Below are 12,883 nucleotides of genomic sequence, written 5' to 3' on the forward strand. Positions count from 1 at the left end.
AAAACCGATTTCTATTTTTCTGAGTCGATAAGAGTAAGGTCGGAGGCGTCCCGAAAGGGCACCGATTCCGAGCGAACCTGAAGACCGTTTGAGGGCTTATCCATGCCAAGAAGACGCGTAGCAGCCAAGCGCGAAGTGCTTGACGATCCAAAATACGGAAGCCAAATCCTGGCCAAGTTCATGAACCACGTGATGGAAAGCGGCAAAAAAGCCGTTGCCGAGCGTATCGTTTATGGCGCGCTGGAAAAGGTTAAAGAACGCAAGAACAGCGACCCCCTGGAAATCTTCGAGAAAGCTCTCGACGCCATCGCTCCGCTGGTCGAAGTAAAGTCGCGCCGTGTAGGCGGTGCTACTTACCAGGTTCCGGTCGAAGTTCGTCCGTCCCGTCGTAACGCGCTGGCAATGCGCTGGTTGGTAGACTTCGCCCGTAAGCGCGGCGAGAAGTCTATGGCTCTGCGTTTGGCTGGCGAACTGTTGGACGCTGCTGAAGGTAAAGGTGCTGCTGTTAAGAAGCGTGAAGACGTGCACCGTATGGCTGAAGCCAACAAGGCTTTCTCGCACTACCGCTTCTAATTTTAGCTTCACTAATTTTGCGAGGGCTTTATGGCTCGTACTACTCCGATTAGCCGCTACCGTAACATCGGTATCGTTGCTCACGTGGATGCTGGTAAAACCACCACCACCGAGCGCGTCCTTTTTTACACTGGCAAAAGTCACAAAATGGGCGAGGTGCATGACGGCGCCGCGACCACAGACTGGATGGTGCAGGAGCAGGAGCGTGGTATTACCATTACTTCTGCTGCTATCACCGCCTTCTGGAAAGGTTCTGAGAAGCAGTACTCGCACGAACACCGTTTCAACGTTATCGATACCCCGGGCCACGTAGACTTCACTATTGAAGTTGAACGCTCCCTGCGCGTACTCGACGGCGCTGTCGTTGTGTTCTGCGGTACTTCGGGTGTTGAGCCTCAGTCGGAAACCGTATGGCGTCAGGCCAACAAGTACGGCGTTCCACGTCTTGTTTACGTAAACAAGATGGACCGTGCTGGCGCTAACTTCCTGCGCGTGATCGGTCAGATCAAGCAGCGTCTGGGTCACACTCCGGTGCCAATCCAGTTGGCTATCGGTTCCGAAGACAACTTCCAGGGTCAGATCGATCTGATCAACATGCAAGCTGTCTACTGGAATGACTCTGACAAGGGTATGGTCCCTGTTCGCAAGGACATTCCTGCCGAGCTGCAAGAGCTGGCTGAAGAGTGGCGCAGCAACATGGTCGAGGCTGCGGCCGAAGCCAACGAAGAGCTGATGAACAAGTATCTCGAAGGGGAAGAGCTCTCCATCGAGGAAATCAAGGCCGCTCTGCGTCAGCGTACTATCGCTGGTGAGATCGTTCTGGCTGTTTGCGGTTCTTCCTTCAAGAACAAGGGTGTTCCCCTGGTTCTCGACGCCGTTATCGACTTCCTGCCTGCTCCTACCGACATTCCTGCTATCAAGGGTTCCAACCCGGATAACGAGGAAGAGGAAATGGAGCGTCATGCAAGCGACGACGAGCCTTTCGCGGCTCTGGCGTTCAAGATCGCTACCGACCCATTCGTGGGTACCTTGACCTTTGTTCGGGTTTACTCGGGCGTGTTGGCCTCCGGCGACGGCGTGATCAACTCGGTAAAAGGCAAGAAAGAGCGCGTGGGTCGTATGGTGCAAATGCACGCAAACGCCCGTGAAGAAATCAAGGAAGTACGCGCTGGTGACATCGCGGCCTTGATCGGCATGAAGGACGTCACCACTGGTGAAACTTTGTGCAACGCTGACAAGCCAATCATCCTGGTTCGCATGGACTTCCCGGAGCCGGTTATTTCGGTTGCCGTAGAGCCTAAGACCAAGGATGACCAGGAAAAAATGGGTATCGCTCTGGGCAAACTTGCTCAGGAAGACCCGTCTTTCCGCGTCAAAACTGATGAAGAGACTGGTCAAACGATCATCTCCGGCATGGGCGAGCTGCACCTGGACATCCTGGTTGACCGGATGCGCCGTGAGTTCAACGTCGAAGCCAACATCGGTAAGCCTCAAGTTTCGTACCGTGAGCGCATCACGAAGAGCTGCGAAATCGAAGGCAAGTTCGTTCGTCAGTCCGGCGGTCGTGGCCAGTTTGGTCATTGCTGGATCCGTTTTGCACCTGCTGACGAAGGTCAGGAAGGTCTGCAATTCCTGAACGAAGTAGTGGGTGGTGTGGTTCCTAAGGAATACATCCCGGCTATCCAGAAGGGTATCGAAGAGCAGATGAAGAACGGTGTTGTTGCCGGCTATCCGCTGATCGGCCTGAAGGCTACCGTGTTTGATGGTTCTTACCACGACGTCGACTCGAACGAGATGGCGTTTAAGGTGGCTGCTTCCATGGCGACCAAGCAACTGGCCCAGAAGGGTGGTGGTGAGTTGCTTGAGCCGATCATGGCGGTAGAGGTTGTTACGCCTGAAGACTATATGGGTGACGTGATGGGCGACCTTAACCGTCGTCGCGGCATGATTCTGGGTATGGAAGATACGGTTTCCGGTAAAGTAATTCGTGCCGAGGTTCCGTTGGGCGAGATGTTCGGTTATGCGACCGACGTTCGTTCCATGTCTCAGGGTCGCGCAAGCTACTCTATGGAATTCAAAAAATACAATACGGCTCCGTCGCACATCGTCGAAACCGTTACCAAAAAACAAGGCTGATTCAGTCCTTTAGGCAAGGAGTTAATTGTCGTGGCTAAAGAAAAATTTGATCGTTCCCTACCGCACGTCAACGTTGGCACTATCGGTCACGTTGACCACGGTAAAACCACTCTGACCGCTGCTCTGACTCGCGTCTGCTCCGAAGTTTTCGGTTCGGCTCGTGTTGACTTCGACAAGATCGACAGCGCACCAGAAGAGAAAGCTCGCGGTATCACCATCAACACCGCTCACGTTGAGTACAACTCGAAGATCCGTCACTACGCTCACGTTGACTGCCCAGGTCACGCTGACTATGTGAAGAACATGATCACCGGTGCTGCTCAAATGGACGGCGCTATCCTGGTTTGCTCGGCCGCTGATGGTCCGATGCCACAAACCCGTGAGCACATCCTGCTGTCCCGTCAGGTAGGCGTTCCGTACATCGTGGTTTTCCTGAACAAGGCTGACCTGGTAGACGACGCTGAGCTGCTGGAACTGGTTGAGATGGAAGTGCGCGATCTGCTGAGCACTTACGACTTCCCAGGTGACGACACTCCAATCATCATCGGCTCCGCTCGTATGGCGCTGGATGGTCTGGACGATAACGAGATGGGCACCACTGCCGTCAAGAAACTGGTTGAAACTCTGGACAGCTACATCCCAGAACCGGTTCGTCTGACTGACAAGCCGTTCCTGATGCCAATCGAAGACGTATTCTCGATCTCGGGTCGCGGTACTGTTGTGACTGGTCGTATCGAGCGCGGTATCGTTCGCGTTCAGGATCCACTGGAAATCGTTGGTCTGCGTGACACTACCGTCACCACCTGCACCGGTGTTGAAATGTTCCGCAAACTGCTCGACGAAGGTCGTGCTGGCGAGAACTGCGGCGTGCTGCTGCGCGGCACCAAGCGTGATGACGTGGAGCGTGGTCAGGTTCTGGTTAAGCCAGGTACCGTTAAGCCGCACACCAAGTTCACCGCAGAAGTTTACGTTCTGAGCAAAGAAGAAGGCGGTCGTCACACTCCGTTCTTCAAAGGCTACCGTCCACAGTTCTACTTCCGTACTACTGACGTGACTGGTAACTGCGAGCTGCCAGAAGGCGTTGAAATGGTAATGCCAGGCGATAACATTCAAATGACTGTTACCCTGATCAAAACCATCGCAATGGAAGATGGTCTGCGTTTCGCTATTCGCGAAGGCGGCCGTACCGTTGGTGCTGGCGTTGTAGCTAAAATCATCGAGTAAGCTTCTCTTCTGAGATAGCTTCGATGCTTTGAAAAAGCCCCCGCTCAGCGGGGGCTTTTTTATTGGGTTGACACCTATCGGGGGCGTCTATAGAATTGCGCCTCCTTTTAACGGGCGTATTGCGCCCGGTGGGAATAGCAGCCGGAGTCTGAAATCCAATGCAAAATCAGCAAATCCGTATCAGGTTGAAGGCTTTTGACCATCGCCTGATCGACCAATCCACCCAGGAAATCGTGGAAACCGCGAAACGTACTGGTGCTCAAGTGCGTGGTCCAATTCCACTGCCTACCCGTAAAGAGCGGTTCACCGTTCTGGTCTCCCCGCACGTCAACAAAGACGCGCGTGACCAGTACGAGATCCGTACTCATAAGCGCGTTCTGGACATCGTCCAGCCAACGGATAAAACCGTTGATGCTCTTATGAAGCTTGATCTTGCGGCCGGTGTGGAAGTGCAGATCAGCCTCGGCTAAGACTCGGTCTTAGTCGTGTAACGCTCTGAAATGGGCGGCCATAGCGGGTGAAAGCCCCGTACACTCATGAGGTTTACAACATGACTATTGGTGTAGTCGGTCGTAAATGCGGTATGACCCGTATTTTCACCGAAGAAGGTGTCTCCATTCCGGTCACGGTCATTGAGATCGAGCCGAATCGCGTCACCCAGTTCAAAACTGAAGAGACCGATGGCTATCGTGCAGTGCAAGTCACTGTAGGCGAGCGTCGTGCTTCGCGTGTTACAGCTGCGCAAGCTGGCCACTTCGCTAAGGCGAACGTTGCCGCTGGTCGTACCGTGATGGAATTCCGCCTTGAAGAAGGCGAGTACCAGGCCGGCGATCTGATCAATGCTGAAATCTTCGCTGCTGGTCAACTGGTTGATGTAACCGGTCAGTCCAAAGGTAAAGGCTTCCAGGGTACGATCAAGCGTTGGAATTTCCGCGGGCAAGATAACACCCACGGTAACTCCGTATCCCACCGCGTTCCAGGCTCTATCGGCCAGTGCCAGACTCCTGGTCGTGTATTCAAGGGCAAAAAAATGTCCGGTCATATGGGCGCTGAGCGCGTGACCGTGCAGTCCCTCGAAGTAGTGCGCGTGGACGCTGAACGCAATCTGTTGTTGGTCAAGGGCGCTGTTCCTGGCGCTACTGGCGGCAACTTGGTTGTACGTCCAGCAGCCAAGGCTCGCGGTTAAGGGGAAGCTGACATGCAATTAAATGTAAATGACGCTCAAGCGATCGAAGTTTCCGAACTGACATTTGGCGGCGAATTCAACGAGACGCTGGTTCACCAAGCAGTCGTGGCCTACATGGCCGGCGGCCGTCAAGGTAGCAAGCAGCAAAAGACCCGTTCCGACGTTCGTGGTGGCGGTAAGCGCCCATGGCGTCAGAAAGGTACTGGCCGTGCTCGTGCCGGTACTATCCGTAGCCCAATCTGGCGTGGCGGCGGTACCACTTTCGCAGCTCGTCCTCAGGATCACTCCCAGAAGCTGAACAAGAAGATGTATCGCGCAGCAATGCGTTCCATCCTTGCTGAGCTGGTGCGTACTGATCGTCTGGTCGTGGTTCAGGATTTCGCTGTTGAAACGCCGAAAACCAAAGACCTGCTGGGCAAACTGAACAACATGAGCCTGACCGACGTTCTGATCGTGTCGGACGCTGTTGATCAGAACCTGTACCTGGCTGCTCGTAACCTGCCGCACGTTGATGTGCGTGATGTGCAAGGTTCCGATCCAGTTAGTCTGATCGCATACGACAAGGTGTTGATCACCGTGTCGGCCGTGAAGAAATTCGAGGAGCTGCTGGGATGAACCAGGAACGCGTATTTAAAGTTCTGCTTGGCCCGCACGTTTCCGAGAAGGCTACGGTTCTGGCAGACAAGAAAGGCCAGTTCGTTTTCAAGGTTGCCACTGACGCAACCAAGCTGGAAATCAAGAAGGCCGTCGAAAGCCTGTTCAGCGTGAAAGTAGAGCGTGTTACTACCCTGAATGTTCTGGGTAAGAGCAAGCGCACTGCTCGCGGTCTGGGCAAGCGTAATGACTGGAAGAAGGCAGTTATCTCCCTTCAGCCAGGCCAAGATCTCGATTTCAGCAGCAGTGCTGAGTAAGGAAGGGGTGCATCATGGCAATCGTTAAATGCAAACCGACTTCCCCTGGCCGCCGTTTTGTGGTCAAGGTGGTCAACCAGGAGCTGCATAAAGGCGCTCCTCACGCACCGCTGCTCGAGAAAAAATCGAAGTCTGGTGGTCGTAACAACAATGGTCGTATTACCACTCGTCACATTGGTGGTGGCCATAAGCAGCATTATCGTCTGGTCGATTTCCGTCGCAACGACAAAGATGGCATCGCTGCCACTGTTGAGCGTATCGAATACGATCCAAACCGTACTGCTCACATCGCTCTGCTGCTGTACGCAGATGGCGAGCGTCGCTACATCATCGCGCCTAAAGGCGTGAGTGCTGGCGACCAGCTGATCGCAGGTGCTCTGGCACCGATCAAGCCGGGCAACGCTCTGCAACTGCGTAACATTCCAGTTGGTAGCACCGTACACGGCATCGAATTGAAGCCAGGTAAAGGCGCGCAAATCGCTCGTTCCGCTGGTGCTTCGGCTCAGCTGATCGCTCGTGAAGGTGTCTACGTGACCCTGCGTCTGCGTTCTGGTGAGATGCGTAAAGTGCTGGCTGAATGCCGCGCGACCCTGGGCGAAGTCTCGAACTCCGAGCACAGCCTGCGTTCGCTGGGTAAAGCTGGTGCCAAACGCTGGCGTGGCGTTCGCCCAACCGTTCGTGGTGTTGCCATGAACCCGGTTGACCACCCACATGGTGGTGGTGAAGGTCGTACCTCTGGTGGTCGTCATCCGGTATCGCCATGGGGCTTCCCGACTAAGGGCGCGAAGACTCGTGGTAATAAGCGTACCGACAAAATGATCGTCCGTCGTCGCAAGTAAATAGAGGGATACGACAGTGCCACGTTCTCTGAAAAAAGGTCCTTTTATCGATCTTCACCTACTGAAGAAGATCGAAGTGGCGGCGGAAAAGAACGATCGCAAACCAGTTAAAACCTGGTCGCGTCGCTCGATGATCCTGCCACAAATGGTCGGTCTGACCATCGCAGTACACAACGGTCGTCAACACGTCCCAGTTCTCGTTAACGAAGACATGGTCGGCCACAAACTGGGCGAGTTCGCCGGTACCCGCACATATCGTGGGCACGTGGCAGACAAGAAAGCCAAGCGTTAAGGGGTTAGGAAATGGAAGTAGCCGCTAAGTTGTCGGGCGCTCGAATCTCCGCCCAGAAAGCCCGCTTGGTCGCCGACCAGATCCGCGGGAAGAAGGTGGGCGAAGCGCTCAACCTGTTGGCTTTCAGCAGTAAGAAAGCCGCCGAGATCATGAAGAAAGTGCTGGAGTCGGCCGTAGCCAACGCCGAGCATAACGAAGGCGCAGACGTTGATGACCTGAAAGTCAGCACCGTTTTCGTTAACGAAGGGCGTTCGCTGAAGCGCATCATGCCACGTGCCAAAGGCCGTGCTGATCGCATCGTCAAGCGGTCTTGCCATATCACTGTCAAGGTTGCTGACAAGTAACGGAGTCGAAGAGATGGGTCAGAAAGTACATCCCATTGGCATTCGCCTGGGAATCGTCAAGGAGCACACCTCCGTCTGGTACGCAGACGGTCGGACTTATGCGGACTACTTGTTCGCTGATCTGAAGGTGCGTGAGTATCTCCAAGACAAACTAAAAAGCGCGTCCGTAAGCCGTATCGATATCCATCGTCCGGCCCAAACTGCACGTATCACCATCCACACCGCTCGTCCAGGTATCGTTATCGGGAAGAAAGGTGAAGATGTTGAGAAACTGCGTCAGGACCTGACCAAGCAAATGGGTGTGCCTGTGCACATCAATATCGAAGAGATCCGCAAGCCGGAGCTCGACGGTATGCTGGTTGCGCAGAGCGTAGCTCAGCAGCTGGAGCGTCGCGTAATGTTCCGTCGCGCTATGAAGCGCGCTGTTCAGAACGCCATGCGCATTGGTGCCAAAGGCATCAAAATCCAAGTGAGCGGTCGTCTCGGCGGTGCTGAAATCGCACGTACTGAATGGTATCGCGAAGGTCGTGTGCCTCTGCACACCCTGCGTGCCGACATCGACTATGCCAACTACGAAGCTCACACCACTTATGGTGTGATCGGTGTAAAGGTTTGGATCTTCAAAGGCGAAGTAATTGGTGGTCGCCAAGAAGAACTGAAACCACAAGCACCAGCGCCTCGTAAAAAAGCTGCTAAGTAAGGGGTACGCCAAATGTTGCAACCAAAGCGTACGAAGTTCCGCAAGCAAATGACTGGTCACAACCGTGGCCTGGCATTGCGCGGTAGCAAAGTCAGCTTCGGCGAGTTCGCGCTGAAGTCTGTTGCTCGTGGTCGTCTCACCGCTCGTCAGATCGAGTCAGCGCGTCGTGCACTGACCCGTCACGTTAAACGTGGCGGCAAGATCTGGATCCGTGTATTCCCGGACAAGCCTATTTCCAAAAAACCACTCGAAGTTCGGATGGGTAAAGGTAAGGGTAACGTGGAATACTGGGTTGCCCAGATTCAGCCAGGCAAAGTCCTGTATGAAATCGAGGGTGTTTCTGAAGAGCTGGCGCGTGAGGCTTTCGCCCTGGCTGCTGCAAAGCTGCCGCTCGCCACCTCCTTTGTTAAACGGACGGTGATGTGATGAAAGCGAATGAACTTCGTGAAAAATCCGCACAGCAGCTGAACGAGCAACTGCTCGGCCTGCTGCGCGACCAGTTCAATCTGCGTATGCAGAAAGCAACTGGCCAGTTGGGGCAGTCTCATCTGCTCTCGCAAGTTAAGCGTGACATCGCTCGCGTGAAGACTGTGCTCAACCAGCAGGCAGGTAAGTAATCATGGCTGAAGCCGAAAAAACTGTCCGTACGCTGACTGGCCGTGTTGTCAGCGACAAGATGGACAAAACCATCACCGTTCTGATCGAGCGTCGCGTTAAGCACCCGATCTACGGTAAATACGTTAAGCGTTCGACTAAGCTGCACGCGCACGACGAAACCAATCAGTGCCACATCGGCGACAAAGTCACTATTCGTGAAACTCGTCCTTTGGCCAAGACCAAGTCTTGGGCGCTGGTTGATGTTCTCGAACGCGCTGTGGAAGTCTAAGGACTAGGGGTCGGAGAAATTATATGATTCAGACTCAATCCATGCTCGATGTGGCCGATAACAGCGGCGCTCGCCGCGTTATGTGCATCAAGGTGCTGGGTGGCTCCCATCGTCGTTACGCTGGTATCGGTGACATCATCAAAGTTACCGTGAAGGAAGCAATTCCTCGCGGTAAGGTGAAAAAAGGCCAAGTGATGACTGCTGTTGTAGTCCGCACTCGTCACGGCGTTCGCCGTGCAGATGGCTCCATTATCCGCTTTGATGGCAACGCTGCTGTTCTTCTGAACAACAAGCAAGAGCCGATCGGCACCCGTATCTTTGGGCCAGTGACCCGTGAACTTCGTACTGAGAAGTTCATGAAGATCGTCTCGCTCGCCCCAGAAGTGCTGTAAGGAGATCCGACATGCAAAAGATTCGTCGTGACGACGAGATCATCGTGATCGCCGGCAAAGACAAAGGTAAGCGCGGTAAGGTGCTGAAGGTTCTTGCTGATGACCGTCTGGTCGTTGGTGGTCTGAACCTGGTCAAGCGTCATACCAAGCCTAACCCGATGTCGGGCGTACAGGGCGGTATCGTCGAGAAAGAAGCGCCACTGCACGCTTCCAACGTCGCCATCTTCAACGGCGAAACCAACAAGGCTGACCGCGTTGGTTTCAAAGTAGAAGACGGTAAGAAAATTCGTGTCTTCAAGTCGACCCAAAAAGCGGTTGATGCTTGAACACTGCTAGGTAGAAGACCATGGCACGACTAAAAGAGATTTACCGGAAGGAAATCGCACCGAAACTTAAGGAAGAACTTAAGCTTTCGAACGTGATGGAAGTTCCGCGCGTTACCAAAATCACCCTGAACATGGGTCTGGGCGAAGCGATCGGCGACAAAAAAGTCATCGAGCACGCTGTTGCTGACCTGGAAAAGATCACCGGCCAGAAAGTCGTTGTGACCTACGCTCGGAAATCCATCGCTGGCTTTAAAGTCCGTGAAGGTTGGCCGATCGGCGTCAAAGTGACCCTGCGCCGTGAGCGTATGTACGAGTTCCTGGATCGTCTGCTGTCGATCTCCCTGCCTCGGGTTCGCGACTTCCGCGGCCTGAATGCCAAGTCCTTCGATGGTCGTGGTAACTACAGCATGGGCGTTAAAGAGCAGATCATCTTCCCGGAAATCGACTACGACAAGATCGATGCTCTCCGCGGTCTGGACATTACCCTGACCACCACTGCCAAGAACGATGATGAAGGTCGCGCCCTGTTGCGTGCTTTCAAATTCCCGTTCCGCAACTGATTGGAGTAGGAAAATGGCCAAGATGAGCATGAAAAACCGCGAGCTGAAGCGTCAGCTCACGGTTGCCAAGTACGCCAAAAAGCGTGCAGCACTGAAAGCTATCATCGTTGATCTGAACGCAAGTCCAGAAGCGCGTTGGGAAGCTACAGTAGCCCTGCAGAAGCAGCCACGTGACGCAAGCGCTTCGCGCATGCGTAACCGCTGCCGCCTGACCGGTCGTCCACACGGCGTTTACCGCAAGTTCGGCCTTGGCCGTAACAAACTGCGTGAAGCTGCAATGCGTGGTGACGTACCTGGTCTGGTTAAAGCCAGCTGGTAAGCACTGTCGAAGTCTCGGTGTTCGGGGTCGCAAGATCCTGACCATCGGTGACCTTGAACTTGAATCAAGCCCCTATTGGGGCTTGATTCATTTGTGGGGTGTGTCTAGAATACCCGGCTCGCCTGAGCCCGTGTTTTTTTGCGCGGATGTACTCGGCGACACGTAGTAGCCGCAAGGCTAATTTTTTGTGTATTAGGAGCGTCTAGCCCATGAGTATGCAGGACCCGTTAGCGGACATGCTAACTCGAATCCGTAATGCCCAGATGGCTGAAAAGTCCGTCGTAAGCATGCCATCTTCTACTTTGAAGGTAGCTGTTGCCAAAGTCCTGAAGGACGAAGGTTACATTGCGGGTTATCAGATCAGCAGCGAAATCAAGCCACTGCTGTCCATCGAGCTGAAGTACTTCGAAGGCCGTCCGGTCATCGAGGAAGTGAAGCGCGTTAGCCGTCCAGGCCTGCGTCAGTACAAGTCCGTCGATGATCTGCCAAAAGTTCGTGGCGGTCTCGGTGTGTCTATCGTCTCCACCAACAAAGGTGTGATGACGGATCGTGCTGCGCGCGCTGCCGGTGTCGGCGGCGAAGTTCTTTGCACTGTGTTCTAAGGGGGGATAAGCATGTCACGCGTCGCTAAGAACCCCGTTAAGCTGCCAGCCGGTGTCGAAGTCAAATTCGCAGGCCAACAGCTTTCGGTGAAGGGTGCCAAGGGCACTCTCGAACTGAACATCCATTCGTCCGTTGAGATCGTTGAAGAAGCTGGTGAGCTGCGTTTCGCTGCTCGCAATGGCGATCAACAAACTCGCGCAATGGCTGGTACCACTCGTGCGTTGGTAAACAACATGGTCCAAGGCGTAAGCCAAGGCTTCGAGCGTAAGCTCCAGCTGGTCGGTGTTGGTTACAAAGCGCAAGCAAAAGGCACAGTGCTGAACCTGGCTCTTGGCTTCTCGCACCCAGTGGATTATGAACTGCCGGAAGGCATCACCGCTGAGACTCCTAGCCAGACCGATATCCTGATCAAGGGCATCGACAAGCAGCTGGTAGGTCAAGTGGCCGCCGAGATCCGCGACTTCCGTCCACCAGAGCCGTACAAAGGCAAAGGTGTGCGCTACGCGGACGAAGTCGTCCGTCGTAAAGAAGCCAAGAAGAAGTAGGGCATAGCAAATGACCGACAAAAAAGTTACTCGACTGCGTCGCGCTCGCAAAGCACGCCTGAAAATGCACGAACTCGAAGTCGTGCGTCTCTGCGTGTTCCGCTCGTCGCAGCACATCTACGCCCAGGTCATTTCGGCCGACGGCAACAAAGTCCTGGCAAGTGCCTCGACTTTGGATAAAGAACTGCGTGATGGTGCCACCGGCAACATCGACGCGGCCACTAAGGTTGGCCAGCTGGTCGCTACGCGTGCTAAAGCCGCTGGCGTCTCGCAGGTGGCTTTCGACCGCTCTGGCTTCAAGTACCACGGCCGCGTCAAGGCGCTGGCTGATGCTGCTCGTGAAGCTGGGCTGGAGTTCTAAGTTATGTCAAATAACGACCAAAAGCGCGACGAAGGCTACATCGAGAAGCTGGTTCAAGTTAACCGCGTAGCCAAAACCGTTAAAGGCGGCCGTATCTTCACTTTCACCGCGTTGACCGTGGTTGGTGATGGTAAAGGGCGCGTTGGCTTCGGCCGTGGCAAGTCGCGTGAAGTGCCTGCTGCGATCCAGAAGGCAATGGAAGCTGCTCGCCGCAACATGATCCAGGTTGATCTGAACGGCACCACTCTGCAGTACGCAATGAAGTCCGCCCATGGCGCTTCGAAGGTGTACATGCAGCCTGCTTCTGAAGGTACCGGTATCATCGCTGGCGGCGCTATGCGTGCTGTCCTCGAAGTTGCTGGCGTTCAGAACGTTCTGGCCAAGTGCTACGGCTCGACTAACCCGGTAAACGTGGTTCACGCCACTTTCAAGGGTTTGAAAGCAATGCAGTCTCCTGAATCCATTGCCGCCAAGCGTGGCAAAAGCGTCAAGGAGATCTTCTGATCATGGCTACCGTTAAAGTTACGCTGATCAAAAGCATGACCGGCCGCATCCCTAACCACAAACTGTGCGTTAAGGGTCTGGGTCTGCGTCGCATCGGTCACACTGTAGAAGTCCAGGATACTCCCGAGAATCGCGGGATGATCAACAAGGCTTACTACATGCTGCGTGTCGAGGGTTAATCG

At 54.4% G+C, this 12,883-nt stretch carries 23 protein-coding genes; all 23 read left to right on the forward strand.

Annotated features, from left to right (window positions below; genetic code table 11):
* Positions 1 to 102: 102 nt before the first annotated feature.
* Positions 103 to 573: a 30S ribosomal protein S7 gene (rpsG, locus tag F475_RS14195; RefSeq protein WP_002555493.1), complete on the forward strand. Its 471-nt coding sequence runs from the start codon at positions 103 to 105 to the stop codon at positions 571 to 573.
* A gap of 30 nt (positions 574 to 603) precedes the next feature.
* Positions 604 to 2,709 (forward strand): elongation factor G, encoded by a 2,106-nt coding sequence (gene fusA, locus F475_RS14200; protein WP_007933703.1) that lies wholly within the window; start codon positions 604 to 606, stop codon positions 2,707 to 2,709.
* 30 nt (positions 2,710 to 2,739) lie between these two features.
* Complete coding sequence (gene tuf, locus F475_RS14205; protein WP_007933700.1) at positions 2,740 to 3,933, forward strand: elongation factor Tu; 1,194 nt, start codon at positions 2,740 to 2,742, stop codon at positions 3,931 to 3,933.
* Positions 3,934 to 4,091: 158 nt separating this feature from the next.
* Entirely contained in the window at positions 4,092 to 4,403 is a 312-nt protein-coding gene (rpsJ, locus tag F475_RS14210) for a 30S ribosomal protein S10 (RefSeq protein ID WP_003186070.1), read from the forward strand.
* A gap of 80 nt (positions 4,404 to 4,483) precedes the next feature.
* On the forward strand, positions 4,484 to 5,119 hold the full coding sequence (gene rplC / locus F475_RS14215) for a 50S ribosomal protein L3 (RefSeq protein WP_003186059.1): 636 nt from the start codon (positions 4,484 to 4,486) through the stop codon (positions 5,117 to 5,119).
* A 12-nt stretch (positions 5,120 to 5,131) separates the two neighbouring features.
* Positions 5,132 to 5,734 carry a 50S ribosomal protein L4 gene (gene rplD / locus F475_RS14220; protein WP_003228735.1) on the forward strand — a complete coding sequence of 201 codons (603 nt, stop codon included), beginning with the start codon at positions 5,132 to 5,134 and terminating at the stop codon, positions 5,732 to 5,734.
* On the forward strand, positions 5,731 to 6,030 hold the full coding sequence (rplW, locus tag F475_RS14225; RefSeq protein ID WP_002555488.1) for a 50S ribosomal protein L23: 300 nt from the start codon (positions 5,731 to 5,733) through the stop codon (positions 6,028 to 6,030). Before rplD ends, rplW begins: the two co-directional genes overlap by 4 nt.
* A 14-nt stretch (positions 6,031 to 6,044) precedes the next feature.
* Complete coding sequence (gene rplB, locus F475_RS14230; protein WP_003186055.1) at positions 6,045 to 6,869, forward strand: 50S ribosomal protein L2; 825 nt, start codon at positions 6,045 to 6,047, stop codon at positions 6,867 to 6,869.
* A 16-nt stretch (positions 6,870 to 6,885) separates the two neighbouring features.
* Positions 6,886 to 7,161: a 30S ribosomal protein S19 gene (gene rpsS / locus F475_RS14235; RefSeq protein ID WP_002555486.1), complete on the forward strand. Its 276-nt coding sequence runs from the start codon at positions 6,886 to 6,888 to the stop codon at positions 7,159 to 7,161.
* An 11-nt stretch (positions 7,162 to 7,172) separates the two neighbouring features.
* A complete protein-coding gene (gene rplV, locus F475_RS14240; RefSeq protein WP_003103908.1) occupies positions 7,173 to 7,505 on the forward strand; it encodes a 50S ribosomal protein L22 in 333 nt (110 codons plus the stop codon).
* Positions 7,506 to 7,518: 13 nt separating this feature from the next.
* Positions 7,519 to 8,205 (forward strand): 30S ribosomal protein S3, encoded by a 687-nt coding sequence (gene rpsC, locus F475_RS14245; protein WP_003176422.1) that lies wholly within the window; start codon positions 7,519 to 7,521, stop codon positions 8,203 to 8,205.
* Positions 8,206 to 8,217: 12 nt separating this feature from the next.
* Positions 8,218 to 8,631, forward strand: coding sequence for a 50S ribosomal protein L16 (rplP, locus tag F475_RS14250; RefSeq protein WP_003228729.1), 414 nt, complete (start codon positions 8,218 to 8,220; stop codon positions 8,629 to 8,631).
* Positions 8,631 to 8,822, forward strand: a complete 192-nt coding sequence (gene rpmC, locus F475_RS14255) for a 50S ribosomal protein L29 (RefSeq protein ID WP_002555481.1) — start codon at positions 8,631 to 8,633, stop codon at positions 8,820 to 8,822. Before rplP ends, rpmC begins: the two co-directional genes overlap by 1 nt.
* Positions 8,823 to 8,824: 2 nt before the next feature.
* Positions 8,825 to 9,091 (forward strand): 30S ribosomal protein S17, encoded by a 267-nt coding sequence (gene rpsQ / locus F475_RS14260; protein ID WP_003176419.1) that lies wholly within the window; start codon positions 8,825 to 8,827, stop codon positions 9,089 to 9,091.
* A gap of 23 nt (positions 9,092 to 9,114) precedes the next feature.
* Positions 9,115 to 9,483, forward strand: coding sequence for a 50S ribosomal protein L14 (gene rplN / locus F475_RS14265; protein ID WP_002555479.1), 369 nt, complete (start codon positions 9,115 to 9,117; stop codon positions 9,481 to 9,483).
* 11 nt (positions 9,484 to 9,494) lie between these two features.
* The gene (rplX, locus tag F475_RS14270) at positions 9,495 to 9,809 is read left to right on the forward strand and encodes a 50S ribosomal protein L24 (RefSeq protein ID WP_007896770.1); all 315 of its coding nucleotides are present in this window, start codon (positions 9,495 to 9,497) and stop codon (positions 9,807 to 9,809) included.
* Between the two features lie 20 nt (positions 9,810 to 9,829).
* Entirely contained in the window at positions 9,830 to 10,369 is a 540-nt protein-coding gene (rplE, locus tag F475_RS14275; RefSeq protein ID WP_003210069.1) for a 50S ribosomal protein L5, read from the forward strand.
* A 13-nt stretch (positions 10,370 to 10,382) separates the two neighbouring features.
* A complete protein-coding gene (rpsN, locus tag F475_RS14280; RefSeq protein WP_003176414.1) occupies positions 10,383 to 10,688 on the forward strand; it encodes a 30S ribosomal protein S14 in 306 nt (101 codons plus the stop codon).
* A 209-nt stretch (positions 10,689 to 10,897) separates the two neighbouring features.
* Positions 10,898 to 11,290, forward strand: coding sequence for a 30S ribosomal protein S8 (gene rpsH / locus F475_RS14285; protein ID WP_003186040.1), 393 nt, complete (start codon positions 10,898 to 10,900; stop codon positions 11,288 to 11,290).
* A gap of 12 nt (positions 11,291 to 11,302) precedes the next feature.
* The gene (rplF, locus tag F475_RS14290; RefSeq protein WP_003176412.1) at positions 11,303 to 11,836 is read left to right on the forward strand and encodes a 50S ribosomal protein L6; all 534 of its coding nucleotides are present in this window, start codon (positions 11,303 to 11,305) and stop codon (positions 11,834 to 11,836) included.
* A gap of 10 nt (positions 11,837 to 11,846) precedes the next feature.
* On the forward strand, positions 11,847 to 12,197 hold the full coding sequence (gene rplR, locus F475_RS14295) for a 50S ribosomal protein L18 (RefSeq protein WP_003186037.1): 351 nt from the start codon (positions 11,847 to 11,849) through the stop codon (positions 12,195 to 12,197).
* Positions 12,198 to 12,200: 3 nt separating this feature from the next.
* Positions 12,201 to 12,701: a 30S ribosomal protein S5 gene (gene rpsE / locus F475_RS14300; protein WP_003186035.1), complete on the forward strand. Its 501-nt coding sequence runs from the start codon at positions 12,201 to 12,203 to the stop codon at positions 12,699 to 12,701.
* 2 nt (positions 12,702 to 12,703) lie between these two features.
* Complete coding sequence (rpmD, locus tag F475_RS14305) at positions 12,704 to 12,880, forward strand: 50S ribosomal protein L30 (RefSeq protein WP_003176408.1); 177 nt, start codon at positions 12,704 to 12,706, stop codon at positions 12,878 to 12,880.
* Positions 12,881 to 12,883 lie beyond the last annotated feature (3 nt).

Source organism: Pseudomonas sp. URMO17WK12:I6, from assembly GCF_003253625.1.
In the GTDB taxonomy this organism is placed as follows: Bacteria; Pseudomonadota; Gammaproteobacteria; order Pseudomonadales; family Pseudomonadaceae; genus Aquipseudomonas.

Excerpts from the sequence above, each read along its gene's own strand:
- rpmC (WP_002555481.1), top strand. The coding sequence starts at position 8,631 with ATGAAAGCGAATGAACTTCGTGAAAAATCCGCACAGCAGCTGAACGAG.
- rplN (WP_002555479.1), top strand. The coding sequence starts at position 9,115 with ATGATTCAGACTCAATCCATGCTCGATGTGGCCGATAACAGCGGCGCT.
- rplE (WP_003210069.1), top strand. The coding sequence starts at position 9,830 with ATGGCACGACTAAAAGAGATTTACCGGAAGGAAATCGCACCGAAACTT.
- rplC (WP_003186059.1), top strand. The coding sequence starts at position 4,484 with ATGACTATTGGTGTAGTCGGTCGTAAATGCGGTATGACCCGTATTTTC.
- rpsH (WP_003186040.1), top strand. The coding sequence starts at position 10,898 with ATGAGTATGCAGGACCCGTTAGCGGACATGCTAACTCGAATCCGTAAT.
- rpsQ (WP_003176419.1), top strand. The coding sequence starts at position 8,825 with ATGGCTGAAGCCGAAAAAACTGTCCGTACGCTGACTGGCCGTGTTGTC.
- rpmD (WP_003176408.1), top strand. The coding sequence starts at position 12,704 with ATGGCTACCGTTAAAGTTACGCTGATCAAAAGCATGACCGGCCGCATC.
- rpsC (WP_003176422.1), top strand. The coding sequence starts at position 7,519 with ATGGGTCAGAAAGTACATCCCATTGGCATTCGCCTGGGAATCGTCAAG.
- rplW (WP_002555488.1), top strand. The coding sequence starts at position 5,731 with ATGAACCAGGAACGCGTATTTAAAGTTCTGCTTGGCCCGCACGTTTCC.
- fusA (WP_007933703.1), top strand. The coding sequence starts at position 604 with ATGGCTCGTACTACTCCGATTAGCCGCTACCGTAACATCGGTATCGTT.
- rplV (WP_003103908.1), top strand. The coding sequence starts at position 7,173 with ATGGAAGTAGCCGCTAAGTTGTCGGGCGCTCGAATCTCCGCCCAGAAA.
- rplD (WP_003228735.1), top strand. The coding sequence starts at position 5,132 with ATGCAATTAAATGTAAATGACGCTCAAGCGATCGAAGTTTCCGAACTG.
- rplX (WP_007896770.1), top strand. The coding sequence starts at position 9,495 with ATGCAAAAGATTCGTCGTGACGACGAGATCATCGTGATCGCCGGCAAA.
- rplF (WP_003176412.1), top strand. The coding sequence starts at position 11,303 with ATGTCACGCGTCGCTAAGAACCCCGTTAAGCTGCCAGCCGGTGTCGAA.
- rpsN (WP_003176414.1), top strand. The coding sequence starts at position 10,383 with ATGGCCAAGATGAGCATGAAAAACCGCGAGCTGAAGCGTCAGCTCACG.
- rpsG (WP_002555493.1), top strand. The coding sequence starts at position 103 with ATGCCAAGAAGACGCGTAGCAGCCAAGCGCGAAGTGCTTGACGATCCA.
- rpsE (WP_003186035.1), top strand. The coding sequence starts at position 12,201 with ATGTCAAATAACGACCAAAAGCGCGACGAAGGCTACATCGAGAAGCTG.
- rplP (WP_003228729.1), top strand. The coding sequence starts at position 8,218 with ATGTTGCAACCAAAGCGTACGAAGTTCCGCAAGCAAATGACTGGTCAC.
- rplB (WP_003186055.1), top strand. The coding sequence starts at position 6,045 with ATGGCAATCGTTAAATGCAAACCGACTTCCCCTGGCCGCCGTTTTGTG.
- rplR (WP_003186037.1), top strand. The coding sequence starts at position 11,847 with ATGACCGACAAAAAAGTTACTCGACTGCGTCGCGCTCGCAAAGCACGC.
- rpsJ (WP_003186070.1), top strand. The coding sequence starts at position 4,092 with ATGCAAAATCAGCAAATCCGTATCAGGTTGAAGGCTTTTGACCATCGC.